Consider the following 21112-nt stretch of genomic DNA (forward strand, 5'->3'; position numbering starts at 1 on the left):
TTCTTTTTGTTAAAAATAAATGAAAACCGACAACCATTTCCCATCTGTGCTTAGTTTCATCTCTGTACCGAGAAGATGACATAATTCCTCAGTGATATAAAGGCCTAAACCAGAGGATTCTTCCGTATCAGATAGATTTTCAGAATAAAAACGGTTGCTGAGATTTTCTATTTTTTTGATGGGCTGTTTAACAAGGTTTGCAATCTCTAAGACAAGCTGTGCCTTTTCCTTTTTCAAAGATAGCCGCGCTTCTTCCTTGCCATGTTTGAGGACATTTCCAAGCAAATTTTGTAAAATGCGATCCAGCAAGTTTTCATCAGTCCTCATTTTTAAATCATCTTCAACCTTAAAATCAAGCGTGATATTTGCCGCCTGAAAAACATCATAATAAGCCAAAGTCTTTTTGGTGATAAAAGCTGAAAGATTCACTTCTTCCAGTTTCGGTTTGACAGCTCCTTCCATCAAACGACGATATTCTAGGAGAGCCTCCAAACGTTTAGAAACTAAATCAAGATGCTGGGCTACTTTTTGTAAGGTTTCTGATTTGTCTTCAGGAGATTTTATCAATTGTTGGGTGTATCCTGAAGCGATAGTCAGAGGGGTCCGAATATCATGGGCGATATTGCTGATGGCCATATCCAGAGTCTGCTTTTCCCTTTTCATCACCAATCGAGATTGCTCTACTTCCTGAAATAGATTCTCAATTTGCTGGTAGAGATGTAAAAAATGTTTGGAAAAAATGCTAACCCCTACTCTTTTCATACTACCCGTAAGAATCTTGTCTTCAATCTGTTGACTCAAGTTTTTAAGTGCTAGATGGTAGCGAATTAATACAATCGATAAAATAATTAGGAGTATCAGTAGAACAAAGATTATCATGTAGGTCATTGCTTGTCTCCTTTTAATCTTACCCCAACTCCCCAGATGGTTTCAATATATTCTTGATTTGGGTCAAGCTGGTTTAATTTTTTACGAAGATTACTCAAATGCGTATTGAGAGTATTATCTCCAGGTAGGTAGCTATCCTCCCAGACCAATTCATAAAGTTCTACCTTGGTGAAAATTTTCTTAGGATGTTTGAGGAGAGTTTGGAGAATCAAGCATTCTTTCTTGGCAAGGCGAATCGTTTTCTGGCTATTTTTAATTTCAAAACTTTCTGCATCAAACTGGATATTTTTCAAGTTTAGTGGCAGATTTTCAGTTTTTTCTATTTTCACAGGCTGTTTTTCTGCACTTTGGCGTAATTGAACAGTAACTCTGGCAAAGACTTCGTCCAAATCAAAAGGTTTGACTATGTAATCATTGGCACCGTCTAAGAGGTATTGACTGATTAACTTCTTATCGCTCAAAGCTGTTAGCATAATGACTGGAGTTTGACTTTGTTCCCTGATAGCTTTTAAAACCTGATCCCCATTTTTCCCAGGAAGCATGATATCTAGTAAAACGAGGTCAATCCCACCTTGGTCAAAAAGCATGATTCCTTCTGTACCGGAAAAGGCTTGAATCACCTCATGCTCCTCAGTAAGAAGTGTTCGTAAAATCTCTTGAATGTCACTATTGTCTTCAATAACCAATATCCTAGCCATAAACACCAACCTTTCTGCAACTATTATAGCATTTTTATTGATAAAGCTTAAACAGAAAAAGCTCCTCGCATAAAAGTGCGAGAAAGCCTTAGAGGGTTAAAATATAAAATCCACTTACTAGATAACATTGTATCCTTATAGTTGCTAGTGAAAACGAGTCTAGCAGAATGAATCTCTCATTTCTCTCCTACTAGTCCGTAATACGTTGATACATTTCTGGTCTTCTATCTCGAAACAAGCCCCAGTTTAGGCGTTCGCTTGCTCCCTTATCTAGGTCATAAGTAGCTAACAGAACAGCTTCAGCTTGTCTTTCAGCTTGCTCTAGAATAGCTCCTGTTTCATCCGTCATAAAGGATGAACCGTAGAAGTCAAGACTGGAACTCTGTCCACCATTTTCCTCACTTGGAGTGACTTCTTCCAAACCATGGCGATTGGCTGCAATAACTGGGACAATATTTGCTGCTGCGTGCCCTTGCATGGTACGTTGCCAATGACCGCAACTATCTGTATCCAAAATCGGCTCTGAACCGATGGCTGTAGGATAAAAGAGCAATTCAGCACCATTTAACGCAAGACAGCGGGCTGTTTCGGGGAACCATTGATCCCAACAGATACCAATACCAATCTTGGCATACCGAGTATCCCATACCTTGAAACCAGTGTTACCAGGCGTGAAATAAAACTTTTCTTGATAATAATGATCATCTGGTATGTGGGTCTTTCGATAAACACCCAGCACTTCCCCATCTGCATCAATGACAGCAATAGAGTTATATAAGACATTGCCATCTTTTTCATAGAAACTGATCGGTAAAACAACTTGTAGTTCCTTAGCAATCGCCTTAAAATGCTGAATGGCAGTATTTTCTGTCACCGATTGGGCATGCTGGTAGTAGTCATACTGACGTTCCTGACAGAAATAGGGACGTTCAAATAACTCGGGCAAGAGAATAATTTGTGCACCTTGTTCTGCAGCCTGACGTACTAAACGCTCTGCGGTTTGGATATTTGTTGCCACATCCTTAGCGCATTGCATCTGAATGGCTGCAACTCTTACATTTCTCATCTTTTTCTCCTATTCTGGGATTTGTTGGGTGATACAGTGGATATTGCCACCACCTAAGAGAATATCTCTGGCTGGTATTCCGACAACTTTACGGTCTGGAAAACACTTACTGAGGATATCTAAGGCCACTTGGTCGTTTTGATCTTGAAACTGAGGAACTAGGACAGCCTTGTTGGCGATATAAAAGTTTACGTAGGAAGCTGCTAGTCGTTCACCTGCGTATCGCTCTTCTTCTCCTTCTTCATAGATGTAGCCTGGCAAATCCTCTTTGGTTACAACCTGACGAATAGCTGGGATAGGAAGCTTATGAATGGTGAAGTGACGATCTTTTGCATCTGTCTCTTGCTCTAAGAGTTCGAAATCTGCTTTTGACATGGCATATTGAGGATCACTTTCGTCGTCCGTCCAAGCCAAAACAAGCTCTGCAGGACCAACAAAGGCAGCAACATTGTCAATGTGTTCATTGGTTTCATCTTGATAAATACCATAAGGAAGCCAAATAACTTTTTCAGCTCCAAGGCTCTCTAATAAGGTATTCTCGATTTTCTCTTTAGTCAGGTGAGGATTACGCCCAGGACTAAGCAAGCAACTTTCAGTCACGAGAATGGTTCCCTGACCATCGCTATGGATAGCGCCGCCTTCCAGTACAAAAGGTTTGGCATCATAGACAGGCATTTCCAAGGCCTCAGCAAAACGACTAGCTACTTGGTCATCATCTTCATAATCTTGATAAAGACCATCATAGGTGCCACCCCAGGCATTAAAAGCCCAATCGACTGCCAACTTTTCTCTTTTATCATTGACAAGAATAGTCGGACCTGTATCACGGGCCCAGGCATCATTGGTGGGAATGTCTAAATAAATAACGCTATCTCCAAGATAAGATTGGGCTTCTGATAGATAGTCCCGCTCCACCAAGAGATAAACGGCTTCCCCTTCTGCTATGGTCTTAATAATCTGGCCGAAAGCTCTTTTGGCAGCCTTTCCTTGAAAAGGCCATGAACCTGGTCGAGTCGGCCATATCATGAGGGTACCATGGTGTGCTTCGTACTCTGCTGGCATGCGATAGCCTAATTTTTTTGGACTGTCCATCATGATAATCTCCCTTTAAAGTCTTGATAACCAAAAGCCTTTACCAAGTCACAATCTCCATTTTCATCCATAATATAAAGGCTTGGGAGACCAATACCGTTGAAGGTATTATTTTTGACAAAAGAATAAATGGCCATGTCTTCGAAATAAAGTCTGTCTCCGATTTGGACTGGATTTTCAAAGCTATAATCACCAATTACATCGCCCGTCAGACAAGTATTAGAAGAAAGTCTATAGGTATGGGTTTTTTCCTGTGCCTCAAAGCCGTTTCTCAAAGGTGGACGATAGGGCATCTCAAGTACATCAGGCATATGGCAAGTCGCGGAGGCATCTAAAACCAAGATTTCCATGCCGTTTTCTACAATATCCAATACTTCAGTTGCTAGATAACCCGCATTGAGCGCAATGGCTTCACCCGGCTCGATATAGACTTCAAGATTGTAAGTTTCTCGGATACGCTTGATTTCTGAAATCAGTAAGTCCACATCATAATCTTCTCTTGTGATGTGGTGACCGCCCCCCATATTGAGCCATTTAACTTGATGTAAGTAAGAACCAAACTGCTCTTCTACTGCTTTCAAAGTTGTCTCTAAATCATCTGCCCCCTGCTCGCAAAGGGTATGAAAATGAAGTCCATCAACTAGATCTAGGAAATCACTCGGTATCTTGTCTAGAGTAACTCCGAAACGGGAGCCAGGGGCGCAAGGATCATAGAGAGCGTGATCTCCTTGAGTTGAACACTGAGGGTTGAGTCGCAAACCCACGCTTACACCAGCATCCCGACAACGGGCCCCATGTTTACGCAACTGTCTCTCTGAGTTAAAAACGATATGGTCTGTTATCTCAAGCAGTTCCTCCATGTCCTCATCCTTAAAGGCTGGTGCAAAAACATGAACTTCCCCTGGGAATTCTTCCTTTGCTAATTTGGCTTCATAGAGTCCACTGGCTGTCGTACCTGATAGATACTGGCTAATCAAGGGATAGGTTTTGTAGAGGGAATATGCTTTCTGGGCAAGCAAAACCTTGCAACCAGATTCTTCTTGAACATATTGTAGAATGTGGCAATTGGCTTCTAACTTGGCCAAGTCAATAACATAGGCTGGTGTTGGTACTTGTTCTAGCTTCATTAGTCCACCATTTGTGGATTTTCAACCACAACCCAAGGTAAACCATACTCATTCAAAGCTTCCATGAATGGATCTGGATCAAACTCTTCAAGGTTGTAAACTCCAGGTTGTTTCCAAGTACCATTCATCACTAATTTTGTCCCAATCATGGCTGGAACACCAGTTGTGTAAGAAATTGCTTGTGAACCAACTTCTGCGTAACATTCCTGATGGTCGCAAACATTGTAGATGTAGATGGTCTTTTCAACGCCATCTTTTACACCTGTAAAGATACATCCAATATTGGTTTTACCTACAGTACGTGGTCCAAGGCTGGCTGGATCTGGAAGCAAGGCTTTTAAGAATTGGATTGGAACGATTTCTTGGCCGTTAAAGTTAATGGCATCCGTACGAAGGAGACCAACGTTTTCCAAGCATTTCATATGAGTTAGATAAGATTGACCAAAGGTCATAAAGAAACGAATCCGTTTGACACCTGGAATGTTCTTAGCCAATGATTCGATTTCTTCGTGGTGAAGGAGATACATGTCTTTTTGTCCAACCTGAGGGAAATCATACTCACGCTTGATAGACATAGCTTTGACTTCGACCCATTTTCCATCTTCCCAGTAAGAACCTGGCGCAGAAACCTCGCGGAGATTGATTTCTGGGTTAAAGTTTGTCGCAAATGGATAACCGTGGTCACCACCATTACAGTCTAAAATGTCAATATAGTGGATTTCATCAAAATAGTGTTTGAGGGCATAAGCTGAAAAGACACTAGTCACACCTGGGTCAAAGCCAGATCCAAGCAGAGCAGTCAAGCCAGCTTCTTTTAATTTCTCCTGATAAGCCCATTGCCATGAGTAGTCAAAGTAAGCAGTAAAACCAAGTTCCTTACAACGTTTCTCATAAATAGCACGCCATTCAGGGTCTTCTGTGTCTTCTGCTTCGTAGTTGGCTGTATCGATATAGTGAACACCTGTTGCCAAACAAGCGTCCATAATGGTTAAATCTTGATATGGTAAAGCTACGTTCAAAACAGCTTCTGGTTTATAGCTTTCAACCAGGGCAATCACTTCTTCTACCTTGTCAGCATCAAGAGCAGCTGTCTCAATCTTTGTACTTGTTTTGCCTTCCAGTTTAGCTTTCAAGTCATCACATTTTGACTTAGTACGGCTAGCAATCATAATCTCTGTAAATGTTTCGCTATCTTGACAAATCTTTGAAATAGCAACTTGGGCAACTCCCCCACATCCAATAACTAGTAAACGACTCATTTTTTTCCTTCCTCTTCTTCTAAAATGTCCTCAACATACTTGGGCAACATAAAGGCTCCCACGTGTAAGTTTGCAGTGTAGTATTCTGTGAAAAGCTGGCGTTTTTTCCAGCCTTCCTTGTCAAAATCTTTGACAGGGTGGTATTTTTTCGATGCAAATCCAAACAACCAATAGCCAGCTGGACTGGTTGGAATGTGGGCCTGATAAACCCGACTGATTGGAAAGGCTTGATTGACCTTGCGGTGCATGCTTCGGCAAGCTGACTCATCCTCGTCAAAGAAGGGACTCCCATGCTGGTAAATCATGATACCGTCTTCCTTCAGAGCCCTATAACTATTGCCGTAGAATTCCTTGGTAAAGAGCCCTTCCGTATGGCCAAATGGATCTGTCGCATCGTTGATGATAATGTCGTAATCATCTTCACAGTTTCGCAAAAAGCGTAGCCCATTTTGGTAGTAAATGGTGACACGAGGATCATCTAGCCCCGCAGCAAAGTCTGGAAAATACTCACGACAGACTTCAACTAACATCTCATCCGGTTCCACAATATCGATTTGCTCCAGTTCAGGATAGAGTGTTAATACTTGGGCGACACCGCCATCACCACCCCCAATAACCAAGACTTTCTTGGGATTTGGGTGGACAGCCATGGGAACATGAACGGTCATTTCATTATAGACAAAATCATCAGCATCTGAGAACAAGACGTGCCCATTTAAAATCAAAATCTTTCCAAAAGCTGGTGTATCCAAGACTTCGATATCCTGCCATTCACTTTTACCAGCGTAGAGTTGCTTGGCTGTTCTCAGGGACAATTTCACATCTGGAGTATGAACTTCAGAAAACCATAAATCCATCTAGTTCTCCTTTCTTTTAATGACGTTGATGTGATTGACCTCTGGATCTTCCGTCCCTTGGAGGGAGCAACCACGTTCCTTAGCAAATTGGATATATTCTACAATTTCACGTGTAATGCGTTCACCAGGAGCCAAGATAGGGATTCCTGGAGGATAGCACATGACAAATTCCCCACAGACTTGTCCAACAGATTCGTCTAAAGACAAACTTTTTCTCTCTGAATAGAAGGCTTCTTGTGGAGACAGCACCAACTCGGGCTGGATATATTCTCCAGCTATCAAGTCCTTCCCATCTCGTGAATAGAGTCTCTTGATATCAGCAAGAGCACCAACCAAGCGCTCGATGTCTTGGATACGGTCACCAATCGAAATATAGGCCAAGATATTGCCAATATCACCAAACTCAATCTGAATGTCGTATTCGTCTCGTAAGAGGTCATAAACCTCGATACCTGTTAAGCCAATACCCTGAGTGTAAACTGACAGCTTGGTTACATCAAAATCACAGACCGACACACCATCTATTAACTCTTTTGAGTAGGCATAGTATCCACCGATAGCATTGATTTCACGACGAGCGTACTCGGATAGCTCAATGACTTTCTCAAACGACTCTTTACCACGAAGAGCCAAGTTGCGACGTGAAATATCTAGACTAGCCATCAACAAGTAAGAGGCAGATGTTGACTGGGTCAGGTTGATAATCTGACGAACGTACTCGGGATTCATCTGCTCCCCGATTAAAAGAAGCGAACTTTGGGTCAAACTCCCACCAGACTTATGCATGGAAACTGCTGCCATATCAGCCCCTGCGTCCATAGCAGAAATTGGAAGTTTATCAGTGAAATGCAAATGCGCTCCGTGGGCCTCATCTACTAAAACCATCATGCCAGCTTCATGAGCCATTTCTGTCAAACCCTTTAGGTCTGAACAGATTCCGTAGTAAGTAGGATTGTTAATCAAAATGGCCTTGGCATCTGGATGGTCCTTTATGGCCTTGGCTACTCGGTCATTTTCAAGACCTAAAGCGATACCAATCTTAGGATCCACACTCATCTCGATATAGATGGGAATGGCACCACATAGAACCAGCGCATTGATAGCAGATTTATGGACATTACGTGGCAAAATAATCTTATCTCCTGCCTTGCAGGTTGACAGAATCATAGTCTGCACCGATGAAGTTGTTCCACCAATCATTAGAAAAGCATGACTAGCTCCAAAAGCATCTGCAGCCAGCTCCTCTGCATCCCGAATAATCGAAATGGGGTGACCAAGATTATCCAAGGGTTTCATCGAATTGACATCAATTCCAACACATTTTTCTCCTAGTAGTTCAACAAGTTCTGGATTTCCTCGTCCACGCTTGTGACCTGGAACATCAAAGGGAACAATCCTTTTCTTGCGTAACTTCACCATGGCCTCATAAATTGGGGCTTGATTTTGATCTAACTTTTTCAAGACATACTCCTTTACCGTATTTTTAGCGCTTCAAGAAGACGAAGGGGACTAAAGGTTGACTCATGAAAAAAGAGCAGGTTTTCACCTGCTCTGCAATCTTCTGACGTTTTTATGTTTGTTTCTGTTGAGTATGTCTGTTCCCGATGTTTCCTAACTCTCTAGTAGCAAATATTACGTACTTTATTGATCGTTTCACAAGATGACGTGTGCTTTCACCACACTAAAAATTTATGAATTAGGACAAGTGTCCTAACATCAACTTATAAAAGTAGGCTTTTAACCCTATCAATAATGTGGTTTTTCAACCACGCTTCGGCATTCAACCCTGCCTGTCCGTAGGCGTTTTTTACTCGGGTTTATATTTGCTAGAAAACATCATCTCATTTTCTAAGCTTTATTAATATAACATACTTCTAACACTCTGTAAAGTACTTTTTTGAAAAAATATCTATTTTTGTTCGGAAAAATAATATTTTATATAGATTTGTATAAGTTGTATAATGTGAAAGCGAATATAAAAAGAACTAGTCCACTAGTTCTTTTAAATGTATCTTAACGAATCTTGTGCTTATTTAATGGTAACAGAAAAACGATAGCCATTTAATTGTATAAATTTCACCAAAACGAATAAAGCAGTTCGTTTATTAGCATTGGCAAAAACATGCTTTTTTCAAGCAATACAAGTAGCTCATTGAGAATAAGAGAGCCACTCATTAATCATACTAGCGATTTCTTTGGGTACTTCAGTGTAAAGCTCATGACCAAAGTTCTCTAGAAAAATAGTATCAAAATAATCTGGCAATTCTTTTAAGGCTTCCTCTCTCCATGTAACTTCATTAGAATAGCAAGGACTGATAAACAAGGTATCTCCCACTTCTCTTTTAAAAGCTTGTATTTTCCTCCGTAGGCTGAGTATCGCTTCTATATTTTCATAATTTATAGATAACTCATATCTATTATGCTCAGAATTCCAGTGATAGGACTGTCTTACGGCTTTATCCATATTTTCTGACCAATGCTTTGCTTCGGATTTTTCTTTAGAAATAAGAACATTTAAGTCCGAAACGACTTGAGATTCCATATAGTTTTTAGTTTCCTCTAACTCTGTATCTAAAGGTAAAATCTTATCTAAATCTAGATAGCCACCATCCAAAAGAATCAGTTTTGTCACTTCATAAAATTCCGATGCAAGATAACGCGCCAAATCTCCTCCAAGAGAATGACCTATCAGACATATAGATTCTTCCTCTACAATCTCATTTTTAAACCATGATTTCAATTCTGTTTCATCTCGAAGATACTTTTTATATGGATTTAGAAAATAAATCTGCGAATTTAGTTCTTGAAGAAAATCCTTGCTATGATAGACATTGCTTCCCAAACCTCCAATAAAATATTTTTTCATTCTCTATTTAATACTATGCTTATTCATCTTTTGTTCAAAGATAGTTGTGATAATCTGACGCAATTCTTCGCGTTCTTTTTCTGGAATTTCACCACTTGTTTGAGCTGCAGCATAGAGTTCAGGGTGTTCAATTGAAATACGTTTAATCGTACGGGTCGTAGCATGTTTTCTGACGAAAAATGGGATTCTCTTAATCAAGTCTTGTGGTACTAGTGCAAGAATCTTCTCAGCAGTTTCCTTGTCACTAATCTTAGACGTCGTAAGTCCCTTCTTAATCATTTTCTGTTCTTTTTCTGTAAAATCTTTTAATTCCATTCGATTAGTCCTCCTATTTTCTCTATGTTAAATTATATATCATTTGTATCAAGACGACAAATAGTCTGTTTGTAAAATGCTCTCTATTCTACAATTTTCCTGTCACTCTTAATTGCTCTTTAATGAAAAATCACAAATCCTTTTGGAGAGATGACAAGCTGATTCTCCAATTCTAGGCAATTGCTTGCTAGTGCTACTGCTTCTTTCTCCAAAAGATAATCATCTTTTGATTGGTTAAAGATTGCTTTAAGGACCCGGCCTTCGTATGTCCATTCCAGAGCTACTATATCTTGTTTGATTTCTTTTAGGCTATACTTACCATGCTGAATGGTTGATGACGCTTGTTTTCTAATATTAATCAGCTGCTTCATGAAATTCAGCATATCATTGTCACTTGATACACGTTCCCAAGGCATACAACGACGACAATCTGGGTCTGGACCTCCGGTTAAAGCTAACTCTGTTCCGTAATAGATGCAGGGTGTTCCTTTTTGTAAAAAGAGAAAGGATAGGGCTGATTTAACCAGTTGAGCGTCTTCATTGGCCGTCCACAAGATTCGTTCTGTATCATGCGAATCCAAGAGATTAAACATAACTTCTGAAATCTGCTGCTTGTAATACATAGATTGGCCATTGATTTCATCGATGAACTGGTCCGTCTTCTTAACACCTCGTAAGAAATAGTCCTTGATGCTATCAGATAAAGGATAATTCATGACCGCATGGAACTCATCTCCATTTAGCCAAGGCTGAGACGTATGCCAGACTTCTCCTAGGATATAAAGATCAGACTTTTTAGCTAAAACTGCCTTACGAAAATCCTTCCAAAACTGATGGTCAATCTCATTAGCCACATCCAAACGCCAAGCATCGATATCAAACTCTTCAATCCAATAAGTCGCAACCTTTAATAGATAGTCCTTGACCTCTGGATTGGCTGTATTTAGCTTAGGCATATAGTCCTCGAAACCAAAAGCATGATAAGGCAACTCTCTCTTGTTGACTAGCTTTTCAGTTGTCACTGGGAATTGTTGAATACGGAACCAATCCTTGTAAGCAGACTCCTCACCGTTTTCGATAACATCTTGCCATTGAGGCGATTGCGAACCAATATGGTTAAATACAGCATCCAGCATGATTTTCATACCACGCTGATGAGCTTGCTCAACCAGCTCACGAAAGGTCTCCTTATTTCCAAAATAACGGTCAATTTCAAAGTAATCTGTCGTATTGTACTTGTGATTGCTCGTAGATTCAAAGATAGGACAAAGATACAGTCCAGTAATGCCCAAGTCTTGCAAGTAATCCAGATGGTCAATAATTCCCTGTAAATCACCACCAAAGAAATCATCACTTCGAGGTGTGATAGATGAATTCCAGTCTAAAGTCCCTTCTGGGTTTAATAGAGCATCTCCATTAGCAAATCTCTCAGGAAATAGCTGATACCATACCGTATTTGAAACCCAATCAGGAACCTGACAGGCATCAATCTCATGAAGATAAGGCAACTTAAATCCATTTCCAATAGCATGAAGATTTTCTAGAGAATTTTCCACACAACCTTTATCACCATACAAAATACTTTGGCCTTCTTTATCCTTGAGTTCAAAGAGATACTGGATACGTGCAAAGTCGACGGACGCTTCAACCTGCCAATAATCAAAGATGGCATCAGAAGTTATCTTGGCCATTTTCTTTGTATCTTGATAAAACTCCTCCATGAAGATAAAAGGATCCCCATAATGCAAGTTGATGCTTTCAATATCCCCTTTCTTAGTACGAATCCGAATATGAATCTTCTTATCCTTATAAAGATAGGCATACTCCGACTCAGTCCTATGGTAAATAGCACTTAATTCCATCAATTTGTCTCCTAAAGTTTTAATTCCAATTTTACGCAAACGTTTTCATAATTGTGATTCTAGTATACTACTTTCGTATTTTATTTTCAAGGCTTATCCGTAGATTCTAGTGGTTTGGTTCTATAAATAAAAAAGCAGCCAGTCTTACAACTTGCTACTTTCCAAATGATGATTTACAAATGTCTTTCCAGCCACTCAATTTTTTTAAAATCCTTATTGTTATTGTGCTCATTTCGATAAGAATCTTGGGAAGAAGCCTTGTAAATACTTAAAAACTGTTCTAGATTTGGAATGCGAAAAGTGATGTTTTCGAGATGAATCAGCTCTATATCCGATTCCGAAACTCCTGCAAAATCAGGTAAAGAATCGATACTTCCATACTCAACACTCAGACCATCTTTTTGGAATTCATGCTCATGAATATCTATTAAGGCATAATCTAAGTGTTTCATCACTTTCATTATCTTGTCCCACTCATAAATTCTGAGATGATCGGGTGCTTCCCAACCTCTAGGATCACCAGGCACATGAATGTCAATGTCAGACGGCCTCCATTCTTCATTTGAACGGTATTCAAAACCCAAGGACCCCATGAGAGTCGGTGTGATTCCGATTTGGTTTAAATGAGAACAAATTGTTCGAAATTCATCAAATAGAGAATTCATTCCTCCTCCAATCGTTGGTATAGAATTTAATTTCGTTGTGAATAATAAACTAATTTTTACCTTCTACTCTTTCGGTTTTGAAAATACTTCTACTCGTTGAGCTAGAACTTTGATTTCTACAGGTAGGTTATCCGATTTATCGCCATCAACATCTGACTCCAATTCGCTATCTGAAGAGATCTTAATATTACGCGCTCTGATATACTCAATATTATCATTACCGACAACATCCCCTTTTAGTAAATCAGGAATAACGGATAATTTAGAGAACAGAGACGCATCTTTCAGAATCAAAATGTTGGCATAGCCATCTTTGTTTTCTTCAAAGATTTTCTTATCAGCGAAGTAATTTGTCAAGAGAACCAAAACATGACTAGCTTCACCAACATAATTTCCATTTTCTGTCTCAACCTTAATGTTAAAGACCTGATCCGTCATGACAGACTTCATGGTATTTACAGCATAGGCTAAAATACCGAATTTTGTCTTGTCCTCGATTTCAACATTGTGAATCGCTTCAGGAAGAGCACCGATACTAAAAATATAACCAAAATAATTGTCATTCGCTTTACCGATATCAATCTTATTGGTTAAGTTGAAATCCAGTTCATCAATCGCGCCATCGATGTCTTGATTGATTTCCAACAGTTTTGTAATGAGGTTTCCCGTCCCGCCTGGGATAATTCCTAACTTAGGAATGTAGTCTCTCTCAGCAATACCCGAAATGACTTCGTTGACAGTCCCATCTCCACCAAACACAACCACTGCATCGTACTGCTCACGAGAAGCTTCTTCAGCAAAATGTGTTGCATCAAGCGCTTTTTCAGTAATTTTGGTTTCTACGTGCTCAAAATATTCTTTTGCTTTATTCTCCAGCTTTTCTTTATAATCCAAAGCCTTTTCCCCACCAGAGGTAGGGTTGATAATTACCATTGCTTTTTTCATTAATTTCTCCTTAATTTTAAATAGAAATGTTTACATTTCGTCGTATGTAACTAAATGTACTCTCATTATACAATGAAAATATAGAAAAGAGAAATCTGACGTACTGGAGATTAATAAGCTTTTATTCTGTTTTCCCATCGTATAACTACATCCTTTAAGGGTTCATCCAAGTAAGAATAGGCCTTTTCCTTGATCAAATCAGGGATACCGTAAGCTGCCTCTGCTATGCTGCCAGTGATTGCTGCGAGTGTATCACTGTCGCCACCAAGTGAGATGGCATTTCTTATCGCATCTTCGAAATCTGTACTCTCAAGAAAGGCGATAATGGCTTGAGGGACAGTTTCCTGACATGTTTCGTTAAAACGATAGTTAGGGCGGATTTCATCTAAAGTTTGAGATAGATTGTAGCCGTATGTCTTCTCTATATAATCCTTAATCCGTCTTTTACACTCTGTATGATTGTCATTGATTGGTTGCTCGTATTCTCTACAATAACCACCAAAGTAAAAACGACAAAGAAAGATAGCATCAGCTGTAGCCATAGCACCTTTAATACCTTCTGGATGATTATGGGTTACCTCTGCAGAAAGACTCGCAAGTTCTCTAGATGATGACCACATTCCGGTTCTCTCATAGACATCACAGTCCATGACCCAAGCACATGGAGAAACACGCATAGCTGATCCATTCCCAAAGCTATTATAAGGCTCACGGTTATCTCTGTTTAACCATGCATTAAACCGAGCACCATAATCAGCATTCGGATACAGTCTGCCATATTTCTTCATCGCGTCAATGAAGTCGTCTTTTTGTCCCCCATTCATAATCGCTTCTGCAACAGCACAGGTCATAACCGTGTCATCTGTAAAAAAGCAGTCCTTCCGAAATAAAGGAAAGTCCTTCGTTTTGATATTGTTCCATTCGTAAACAGAACCTACAATGTCTCCAATAATTGCTCCGAGCATCAGATTCCTCCTTGTTACATATAAGATTCATTACATATCCCCAATGGATTGCTCTTTAAAAATGGCTCAACTAAATCAATCCACTCCTGATGTAGGTAAGATGATAAATAACCGTGATTATAACCCTTTGCTTCATACAAAATCGTATTTGGATGTAGCTGCTGAAATAATTTCGCCGATGCTTTGACACCGTTCAATTCTTTTTCACCATAGATATACAGAACCTGAGCCTTGCTAGCAGAAATCATATCTTTCAGCTTGTAACGCCCCATATAGTTTTTGTAAATGGTTACCAATGTTTTGTCAGGTGTCCTTGGCAGATCCTCCAAATAATAAGTTTTTATTTCCTCTGGATAAGCCAGTTTAGGATAGAGTTTGTTCATCATGCTTAACTGAAGTTTGCAAGAGAATTTATTGAACATCAATTTACCAAATAGAGACACTAGAAAGATGCTGATTTTAGATAACATTGGTTGAGGAATACAGAGGCTTCCGTCTATGATGGCCTTCTCAGCAATTTCACTATCTAAAGATAAAAGCTCCATGGCAATTTGACCACCAAGTGAAACACCACCGATTGCAAACAATTTCCCACCACAGTTTGCTTTGATATAGTCTAGAATCTCCAAAGCAGAATCTTCAGTAGAAACATAATCAAGTTGATATTCCTCTCCGTGGCCATTCAAAGTGGGTAGAATAATACGGTATTCTTCTGACAGGATTCGTGCTTGACGAAGATAATTCCACCAAGAACTGCCACCACCATGTATCAGTAAAATAGGAGGCAAATTCTTATTACCAAATTCATGGAATTTCATGTTTAAACTCCTTACTGTAGGACTTTCACTAGCTAATTTTCCTTGTTCAATCAGCTCTTAAAAGCAGTACCACACACTCGACATAAAACGAGTGAACACTATGTATGCCAAGTGAACATGTATGTGGGAACATGTCTATAAACCTTTTGACGATAGCATAAGGTTATCGTTAAAAGGTATTACCCCGACAAACTGTGATTTACTCATTTCATTAAATCAGCTATTTCTTTCTTCCCATACGCCTTTACATTCTGAATTACATTCTGTTTCCTCTTGATTGATTCAAACAATGATATATCTAGTACATTTGCGAATTCTTCAAACTGAACCTGCCCGATTCTTCTTATTTCTTTAAGTTTCTCAGCATCTCTTACCTTTCTCTCTGCCTCACTTTTGGGGTATCCTTGTCCAAATGGCTCCGAGAAAAGAGCTTCTATTGTTCTTTCAAGATTTTCAGTACCTGACCATGTATAATTTTCACCTAATGGTAATGATATCGCATTTCCATTATTAATCTGAGCAAATAAATAGGCATCATTCGGTGTAGGTGCATATCCGCAAATGACATCAGGCATACTATTACAAGCAAGCATCATTCCTTGTCCGGAAGAACAGCCCGTAACAACGAAATCAACTGTCCTACTTGCCAATAAGATACCTATAAGAATAGAAATTTCTATATACGAGTATTTTTCATTTTCTTCCATCGTACAGCCAAAATTTATAACCTCAGATTTCTTTGGAGCATACTTTAATACAGCATCATAGATTATTTGATTTTTGGTCGCTTGCGAACTTGCTTGAATAACTCCGATTCTCATTCTTCCCCCCTACAACTTCTAATTTAATGATTTCTTTTTCTTTGGTTTGGGTGCCGGTAATTCATCATATGTTGAATTGAACAAGCCTTTATTTTCTACACTTCATTTATTCACTGGTTGCAACTTTTGACATCAAAACTACCGCCTCCACATGTCTTGACGGTTACTACCTATACTGTGAAACGAAATCAAAGCTGCTGAATATCCGTATTAAACTATTAAACGTAACTAATGCGAGTATTTACGGCTTCGTTAATATACAGTATTGTTACATCTATGCCAAGTTTCCGATAGTTAGTTCTTCTTTCTTTATTTAAATCTTTACAAATCCAACTAGCGAGAAGGGTTGTTTATCTCAAAACTCATTGAACCTTTGGTTCCTCGATTAGTATAATAATTTCCTTCTAGTTGATTTGGATTATCAATATCAAGAATTACCGTCCCATAATGTATAGGACTTTGCAATTCAGCCCTTGGGCTATTTAAATATGTATAAATTAATTTTTGTGTTCCATTATCATTGATAATTGATGCTGTAATGCTATGGCTCGAACTTTCACCCGTTTTAAACTTAACTTTAATAGTCGTAAATGACTGTTCAATAGTAAGTTCACAATTTCTTTCATTCTGATCATAGTCCGTCTTGAAACTACCTACATAATTCGCAAATAAAATTGGAACATTATGAATCTTAGATAGTAATGGCCACCGCCATGCTGTTTTTTCAAAAATAGCCATAATAATTGCTGTAACTGATATAGCTTCACCAATATACCCAATGGCTGAATATACCAATGCCAAAATATCAGATTTAAGATTCACTGCAATCTCTTGGCCACTTATTAACAATCTTAATAACAAGCAAATTGCAAAAACCCATATTGTAATATTCAAAAATTTTTTCTGCTGTTCATTCATAAGTTTTATTTATAATCCAAAAATTCAATCATTCTAACTAAAAAAGTTTTTGTATCCTGTAAATTCCATTTCTGCTCTGAACGAAAAAGGTAATACATTCCACTTACTTCAACCCAATTTAAATTCACTTGAGACACTATGTAATATAACGCTTGCTGTAACAACCCTGTGTAGCTATTACTATTGAAAAACATCTGTTCAGGTATATTCCAGACCAAACATTCTATCAAATATGAAGAAATGCGTTCGTTTGTCAATCCTAGCTCCTGCATCTCGTTCTTAATATGCTTCATAATCCTAACTAAATATTTATATTTATAGTGAGTAGATTTATTCTTAGAGATACCATTTTGTATATGAACTTTAGGATAATTAATTACTTCATAATTTCCGTTTGAGGTAAAAAATTTGATGCCTTCAACAAATTTTTCAGATGACCTGCTACCAATATATCTATAATTTCGATATTGAAAACATGGGACTACATCTGCATTTACGTGATATGAGTTAGAATTAATATTGATACACTTATTGCCAATAGAAACTGATTCTGCACCAAATTTTGAAATTAACGCTTTAATCACTTCGTTTTTAAATACATTAGCATTGGTGCTGCTACTAGAGTAATTATAGTCTAGGTCCGATAACCCATCTACATACTCACAATAAAATAAAGATTTCACCATGATACAGATATCAATGTCGCTATTTTTCTTTACATTCGTATTATTTGCATAAGAACCTTGGGCAAAAATTTCATATTCATACTTTGAAGAGAGCCCACTCCTTTCTATTGCATCTTTAATCATTCCAATAGTATTTTCAACCCGTGTTTCTTCAGTGGCAGATAACGGCTTAATCCATGATTGTAATGCTTCTTCAGAATATCTCATTATAAAACAACTCCATTTTAGTTTTTTGGTTAATTCATAAAAAGTAACCGATATTAAAAAAATCCTACATATAATTATACCACTAAACAAGAAAAAAGGCTGCAAACATAGTGAACTATACTATGCCTACAGCCTTATAAATCAACTTCTGTTCCTTCCAAAAATCTAACGGTTATCTGTCCATCCTCCGAAATCAAAATACTATCTAGTACCTGACACATCTCAAAGGAATCATATTCCCAACACTCCTTATTTATCAATTCAGCCAGTAACACACTGTAATGCTTTTCTAATAACTGGTTTTCTTCCAAGATCTTATTCCACTTTCCATGCAACAAATCCATATTCTCACTCAGTAGTTTAACTGCCATCATTACAGCTTTCTCTAGTGTTCCCTCATCGATATGGTTATTCTGACAACCAATCTGTCCCTTTACCTTATAACGGTTGTTACACTGCCAAACTTTACGTTTGCCACGACTGGTCGTCCAGTTCTTACGTCCAAAAGCTGAACCGCATTCTGCACAGAACACCTTGGTAGTAAAAGGGTTGTCCTCATTTTGCATGATGTAGAAGAAATTGAAAAAGAAAATAGACTTCAGACAGCTATTGATGTTGTCAGAGAACAGTTTGGCTTTTTAGCCATACAAAAAGGAACCGTCCTAACTGAAGGTTCCTAAAATATTGAACGCAGTAAACTTATTGGCGGTCATTCCGCTGGTGGATTGGAGGGATTAAAATGATTGACCGTTCATCCTTACCATTTCAGTCAGCAAGAGAGTACCAGGATACAAAGATGCAAAAATGGATGGGCTTTTTCCTATCTGAGCATACATCAGCACTCTCTGATGATACAAACAAAGTAACGTACATGTCAGATTTGTCAATGGAGAAGAAATTATTACTCCTCAGTCAAGTATACGCTGGGCAGCTACACACACGCATTCAAGTGATTGAAAAAAACAAGCGTGTTTCCCACACTGGAACAATACCAAGTCTGAATAAGGATTTCATTTTGATAAAAACTACAACAGGTCACATCAATTTGAAATTAAAAGACATTATTAGTATTGAACTTGTCGAGGAGGTGCTCTATGAATCAGCTTGAGTTTCAGCGTAATCACCTACAAATGGACTATTATAGCGAGAGCTACCAAGATTTTGAACGTGACTTCTACCGCTACTCTAACATGAATATTCCATTGACCTTCCTAACTGATGATATCCTAAAAACAATGGCGACTTCACGTAAGAATTACTTTGTCCTCAATAAGGAAAAGTCCAGAGATAACCGCGATCACTTCTTCATATTTGAAGTAAGTACCGTAGATGAGAATCCGCTAATCTATCATTATACATATAAGAAAACTACAATATATTTAGCAGAAAAATAGGAGCAGTTCAATTGACTGTTCCTATTTTTAATATTCATAAAATCTAAAGTCTTTATACTCTTTAACAATGGAGTCGCCAACCAGAACAGACTATACTGACCAGCGACTACCTTAAATTTAATGTTTCAGATTTATTTTCTTATCTCTAATTTCATAAACTACATCTGCTACATTTTCGAGTAATCGTTTATCGTGGGTGATAAACACGATAGTTCCGGTGTACTCCTTCATTAGTATTTCCAAAGCCTCTAAACTTGGTATGTCAAGGAAGTTACTGGGTTCATCCATTATTAGGATGTTATATCTACCCATGAGCATTTTAGCAAGCAACAATTTTATAATTTCTCCACCGCTTAAAACAGATAAACTTTTTCCAATATCGTTCTGTTTGAACCCCATAGATGCTAGCACTGAACGAATTTCTGATATATTGTAGTCACAATCCTTCTGCATAAACTCCATAACATTCTGATTACTGTTGTACTTGTAACCATTCTGTGCAAAGTAACCTATTTTTGCCTTAGGCGAAATAGAAATTCCTTCTTCATGGTTTAAGATCATTTGGATTAAAGTTGTTTTTCCGATTCCATTACCACCAGTTAACGCCACTTTTGCTCCTAACGGAATTTGAAAAGATGCATTTTCAAACAGAGCCTTATCCCCAAATACTTTATTAATTTCTGCACCGACTATAGGGTATGGATTATGGAGCTCCAATGCTTTACTTTGCCTGAAACGAATTCTGCGAATGCCTTCCGGAGCTTCTACTTTTCCTAAGGCCGCAATCCTGTGCTCTAGGGTTTTAGCAGCATTATACATCTTTTTTTCCTTACTTCCTATTGATTTTTGATGAGCTAAACGCCCTCCGTCTTCAGTACTTTTTTTCTTTGAAGAACCTTTTGCCTTCTGTTCTATTTTACGAGCCTGTTTTCGCTTTTCCTCCGCAGCCCTTTCCAATCGGGCACGTTCCGCAATAAATTGTTCGTATTCTGCAGCTTGGCTCTTACGTTCTTCCTCTTTCTGACGAAGATAATCAGAATAGTTTCCCCAATACTCAGTGATTTTGCCATCTTTCAGTTCCCATATTTTATCTACTATTTCATCAAGAAAATAGCGGTCATGGCTAATAACTAACAGTGCACCTGTAAAATATTTTAGCTGTCCTATTAGAAAATCAATTCCTTCACGGTCTAAATGGCTCGTAGGTTCATCCGCTAAAATACCATGAACCTGTGCCGATAAGGCCTGTGCTATTTTAAGCCTTGTTTCTTCACCACCGCTCATAGTCTGTATATTTAATTGCTCAACACCTAGCTTGCCTACAAGTGCAAAATCTTTTTCCTCCTGCAGAGTTACTTCGTCCAACTGGGGAATATAGGCAAGTTCACCCAGACGATTCATTTTACATCCTGGGGGAGTTAATTCTCCTAAAAGTACCCTGAGTAAAGTGCTTTTTCCAGCACCATTTGCTCCTACTAAACCAATACGGTCATAATCATATACTTCTAATTCATTTATATCTAAAACATCGCGTCCTTTGAATTCCACACGAATGTCTTTTGCTTTTAATATTAATTCCATAACATTTCCTCCTGTCTATAATCGCATGCTTTCATTTGCTTGTATGCAGGGAAAACCCTGCGATTTTAGCAGGAAGAGTTAC

The 21112-nt window shown here is 38.5% G+C and carries 22 protein-coding genes and 2 pseudogenes; 3 read left to right on the forward strand and 21 right to left on the reverse strand.

Annotated features, from left to right (window positions below; translation table 11 throughout):
• Positions 1-9: 9 nt before the first annotated feature.
• The 20 genes and pseudogenes from MK480_RS06435 to MK480_RS06535 all read right to left on the reverse strand — a co-directional run bounded on the left by MK480_RS06435 (position 10) and on the right by MK480_RS06535 (position 18588).
• A complete protein-coding gene (locus MK480_RS06435; protein WP_261010909.1) occupies positions 10-888 on the reverse strand; it encodes a sensor histidine kinase in 879 nt (292 codons plus the stop codon).
• Entirely contained in the window at positions 885-1586 is a 702-nt protein-coding gene (locus tag MK480_RS06440; protein ID WP_049510700.1) for a response regulator transcription factor, read from the reverse strand. The genes MK480_RS06435 and MK480_RS06440 overlap by 4 nt, the downstream gene beginning before the upstream one ends.
• A gap of 190 nt (positions 1587-1776) precedes the next feature.
• Positions 1777-2652 carry an N-carbamoylputrescine amidase gene (gene aguB, locus MK480_RS06445; protein ID WP_261010910.1) on the reverse strand — a complete coding sequence of 292 codons (876 nt, stop codon included), beginning with the start codon at positions 2650-2652 and terminating at the stop codon, positions 1777-1779.
• A 9-nt stretch (positions 2653-2661) separates the two neighbouring features.
• Positions 2662-3747, reverse strand: coding sequence for an agmatine deiminase (gene aguA, locus MK480_RS06450; RefSeq protein WP_049510698.1), 1086 nt, complete (start codon positions 3745-3747; stop codon positions 2662-2664).
• Positions 3744-4871, reverse strand: coding sequence for a carboxynorspermidine decarboxylase (gene nspC / locus MK480_RS06455; RefSeq protein ID WP_049510697.1), 1128 nt, complete (start codon positions 4869-4871; stop codon positions 3744-3746). The genes aguA and nspC overlap by 4 nt, the downstream gene beginning before the upstream one ends.
• Entirely contained in the window at positions 4871-6130 is a 1260-nt protein-coding gene (locus MK480_RS06460; protein WP_268707373.1) for a saccharopine dehydrogenase family protein, read from the reverse strand. The genes nspC and MK480_RS06460 overlap by 1 nt, the downstream gene beginning before the upstream one ends.
• Positions 6127-6987 carry a polyamine aminopropyltransferase gene (gene speE / locus MK480_RS06465; RefSeq protein WP_000366713.1) on the reverse strand — a complete coding sequence of 287 codons (861 nt, stop codon included), beginning with the start codon at positions 6985-6987 and terminating at the stop codon, positions 6127-6129. The genes MK480_RS06460 and speE overlap by 4 nt, the downstream gene beginning before the upstream one ends.
• Entirely contained in the window at positions 6988-8448 is a 1461-nt protein-coding gene (locus tag MK480_RS06470; RefSeq protein WP_268707374.1) for an aminotransferase class I/II-fold pyridoxal phosphate-dependent enzyme, read from the reverse strand.
• Between the two features lie 571 nt (positions 8449-9019).
• Positions 9020-9118 (reverse strand): annotated as a pseudogene (locus tag MK480_RS06475) (type II toxin-antitoxin system death-on-curing family toxin); the annotation flags it as partial.
• 18 nt (positions 9119-9136) lie between these two features.
• Positions 9137-9853, reverse strand: a complete 717-nt coding sequence (locus MK480_RS06480) for an acyl-CoA thioester hydrolase/BAAT C-terminal domain-containing protein (protein ID WP_268707375.1) — start codon at positions 9851-9853, stop codon at positions 9137-9139.
• 3 nt (positions 9854-9856) lie between these two features.
• Entirely contained in the window at positions 9857-10168 is a 312-nt protein-coding gene (locus MK480_RS06485; protein WP_153198912.1) for a hypothetical protein, read from the reverse strand.
• Positions 10169-10287: 119 nt separating this feature from the next.
• Positions 10288-12030: a glycoside hydrolase family 13 protein gene (locus MK480_RS06490; RefSeq protein WP_268707376.1), complete on the reverse strand. Its 1743-nt coding sequence runs from the start codon at positions 12028-12030 to the stop codon at positions 10288-10290.
• 173 nt (positions 12031-12203) lie between these two features.
• Positions 12204-12695 carry a phosphoribosylanthranilate isomerase gene (locus MK480_RS06495; RefSeq protein ID WP_268707377.1) on the reverse strand — a complete coding sequence of 164 codons (492 nt, stop codon included), beginning with the start codon at positions 12693-12695 and terminating at the stop codon, positions 12204-12206.
• Positions 12696-12758: 63 nt separating this feature from the next.
• Positions 12759-13640 carry a diacylglycerol/lipid kinase family protein gene (locus tag MK480_RS06500; protein WP_268707378.1) on the reverse strand — a complete coding sequence of 294 codons (882 nt, stop codon included), beginning with the start codon at positions 13638-13640 and terminating at the stop codon, positions 12759-12761.
• Between the two features lie 110 nt (positions 13641-13750).
• Positions 13751-14605, reverse strand: coding sequence for an ADP-ribosylglycohydrolase family protein (locus MK480_RS06505; RefSeq protein WP_268707379.1), 855 nt, complete (start codon positions 14603-14605; stop codon positions 13751-13753).
• A 14-nt stretch (positions 14606-14619) separates the two neighbouring features.
• On the reverse strand, positions 14620-15423 hold the full coding sequence (locus tag MK480_RS06510; RefSeq protein ID WP_268707380.1) for an alpha/beta hydrolase: 804 nt from the start codon (positions 15421-15423) through the stop codon (positions 14620-14622).
• A 203-nt stretch (positions 15424-15626) separates the two neighbouring features.
• On the reverse strand, positions 15627-16244 hold the full coding sequence (locus MK480_RS06515; protein WP_001219736.1) for an RpiB/LacA/LacB family sugar-phosphate isomerase: 618 nt from the start codon (positions 16242-16244) through the stop codon (positions 15627-15629).
• Between the two features lie 333 nt (positions 16245-16577).
• Entirely contained in the window at positions 16578-17162 is a 585-nt protein-coding gene (locus MK480_RS06525) for a Cap15 family cyclic dinucleotide receptor domain-containing protein (RefSeq protein WP_001005371.1), read from the reverse strand.
• Positions 17163-17167: 5 nt separating this feature from the next.
• A complete protein-coding gene (locus tag MK480_RS06530) occupies positions 17168-18055 on the reverse strand; it encodes a nucleotidyltransferase domain-containing protein (protein ID WP_001270697.1) in 888 nt (295 codons plus the stop codon).
• Between the two features lie 134 nt (positions 18056-18189).
• Positions 18190-18588, reverse strand: coding sequence for a recombinase zinc ribbon domain-containing protein (locus tag MK480_RS06535; RefSeq protein ID WP_004261296.1), 399 nt, complete (start codon positions 18586-18588; stop codon positions 18190-18192).
• A 30-nt stretch (positions 18589-18618) separates the two neighbouring features.
• Here MK480_RS06535 and MK480_RS06540 point away from each other — a divergent pair.
• The 3 genes and pseudogenes from MK480_RS06540 to MK480_RS06550 form a co-directional block, all read left to right on the forward strand.
• A pseudogene (locus MK480_RS06540) lies at positions 18619-18798 on the forward strand (Y-family DNA polymerase); the annotation flags it as partial.
• A complete protein-coding gene (locus MK480_RS06545; RefSeq protein WP_000567198.1) occupies positions 18795-19163 on the forward strand; it encodes a hypothetical protein in 369 nt (122 codons plus the stop codon). The pseudogene MK480_RS06540 and the gene MK480_RS06545, both read left to right, overlap by 4 nt.
• Positions 19150-19449, forward strand: a complete 300-nt coding sequence (locus MK480_RS06550) for a DUF5960 family protein (RefSeq protein ID WP_001072467.1) — start codon at positions 19150-19152, stop codon at positions 19447-19449. The genes MK480_RS06545 and MK480_RS06550 overlap by 14 nt, the downstream gene beginning before the upstream one ends.
• A 117-nt stretch (positions 19450-19566) precedes the next feature.
• Here MK480_RS06550 and msr(D) read toward each other — a convergent pair whose 3' ends face one another.
• The gene (gene msr(D), locus MK480_RS06555; RefSeq protein ID WP_000420313.1) at positions 19567-21030 is read right to left on the reverse strand and encodes an ABC-F type ribosomal protection protein Msr(D); all 1464 of its coding nucleotides are present in this window, start codon (positions 21028-21030) and stop codon (positions 19567-19569) included.
• Positions 21031-21112: the final 82 nt, after the last annotated feature.

It is taken from the genome of Streptococcus mitis (genome assembly GCF_026782895.1).
GTDB lineage: Bacteria > Bacillota > Bacilli > Lactobacillales > Streptococcaceae > Streptococcus > Streptococcus mitis_CB.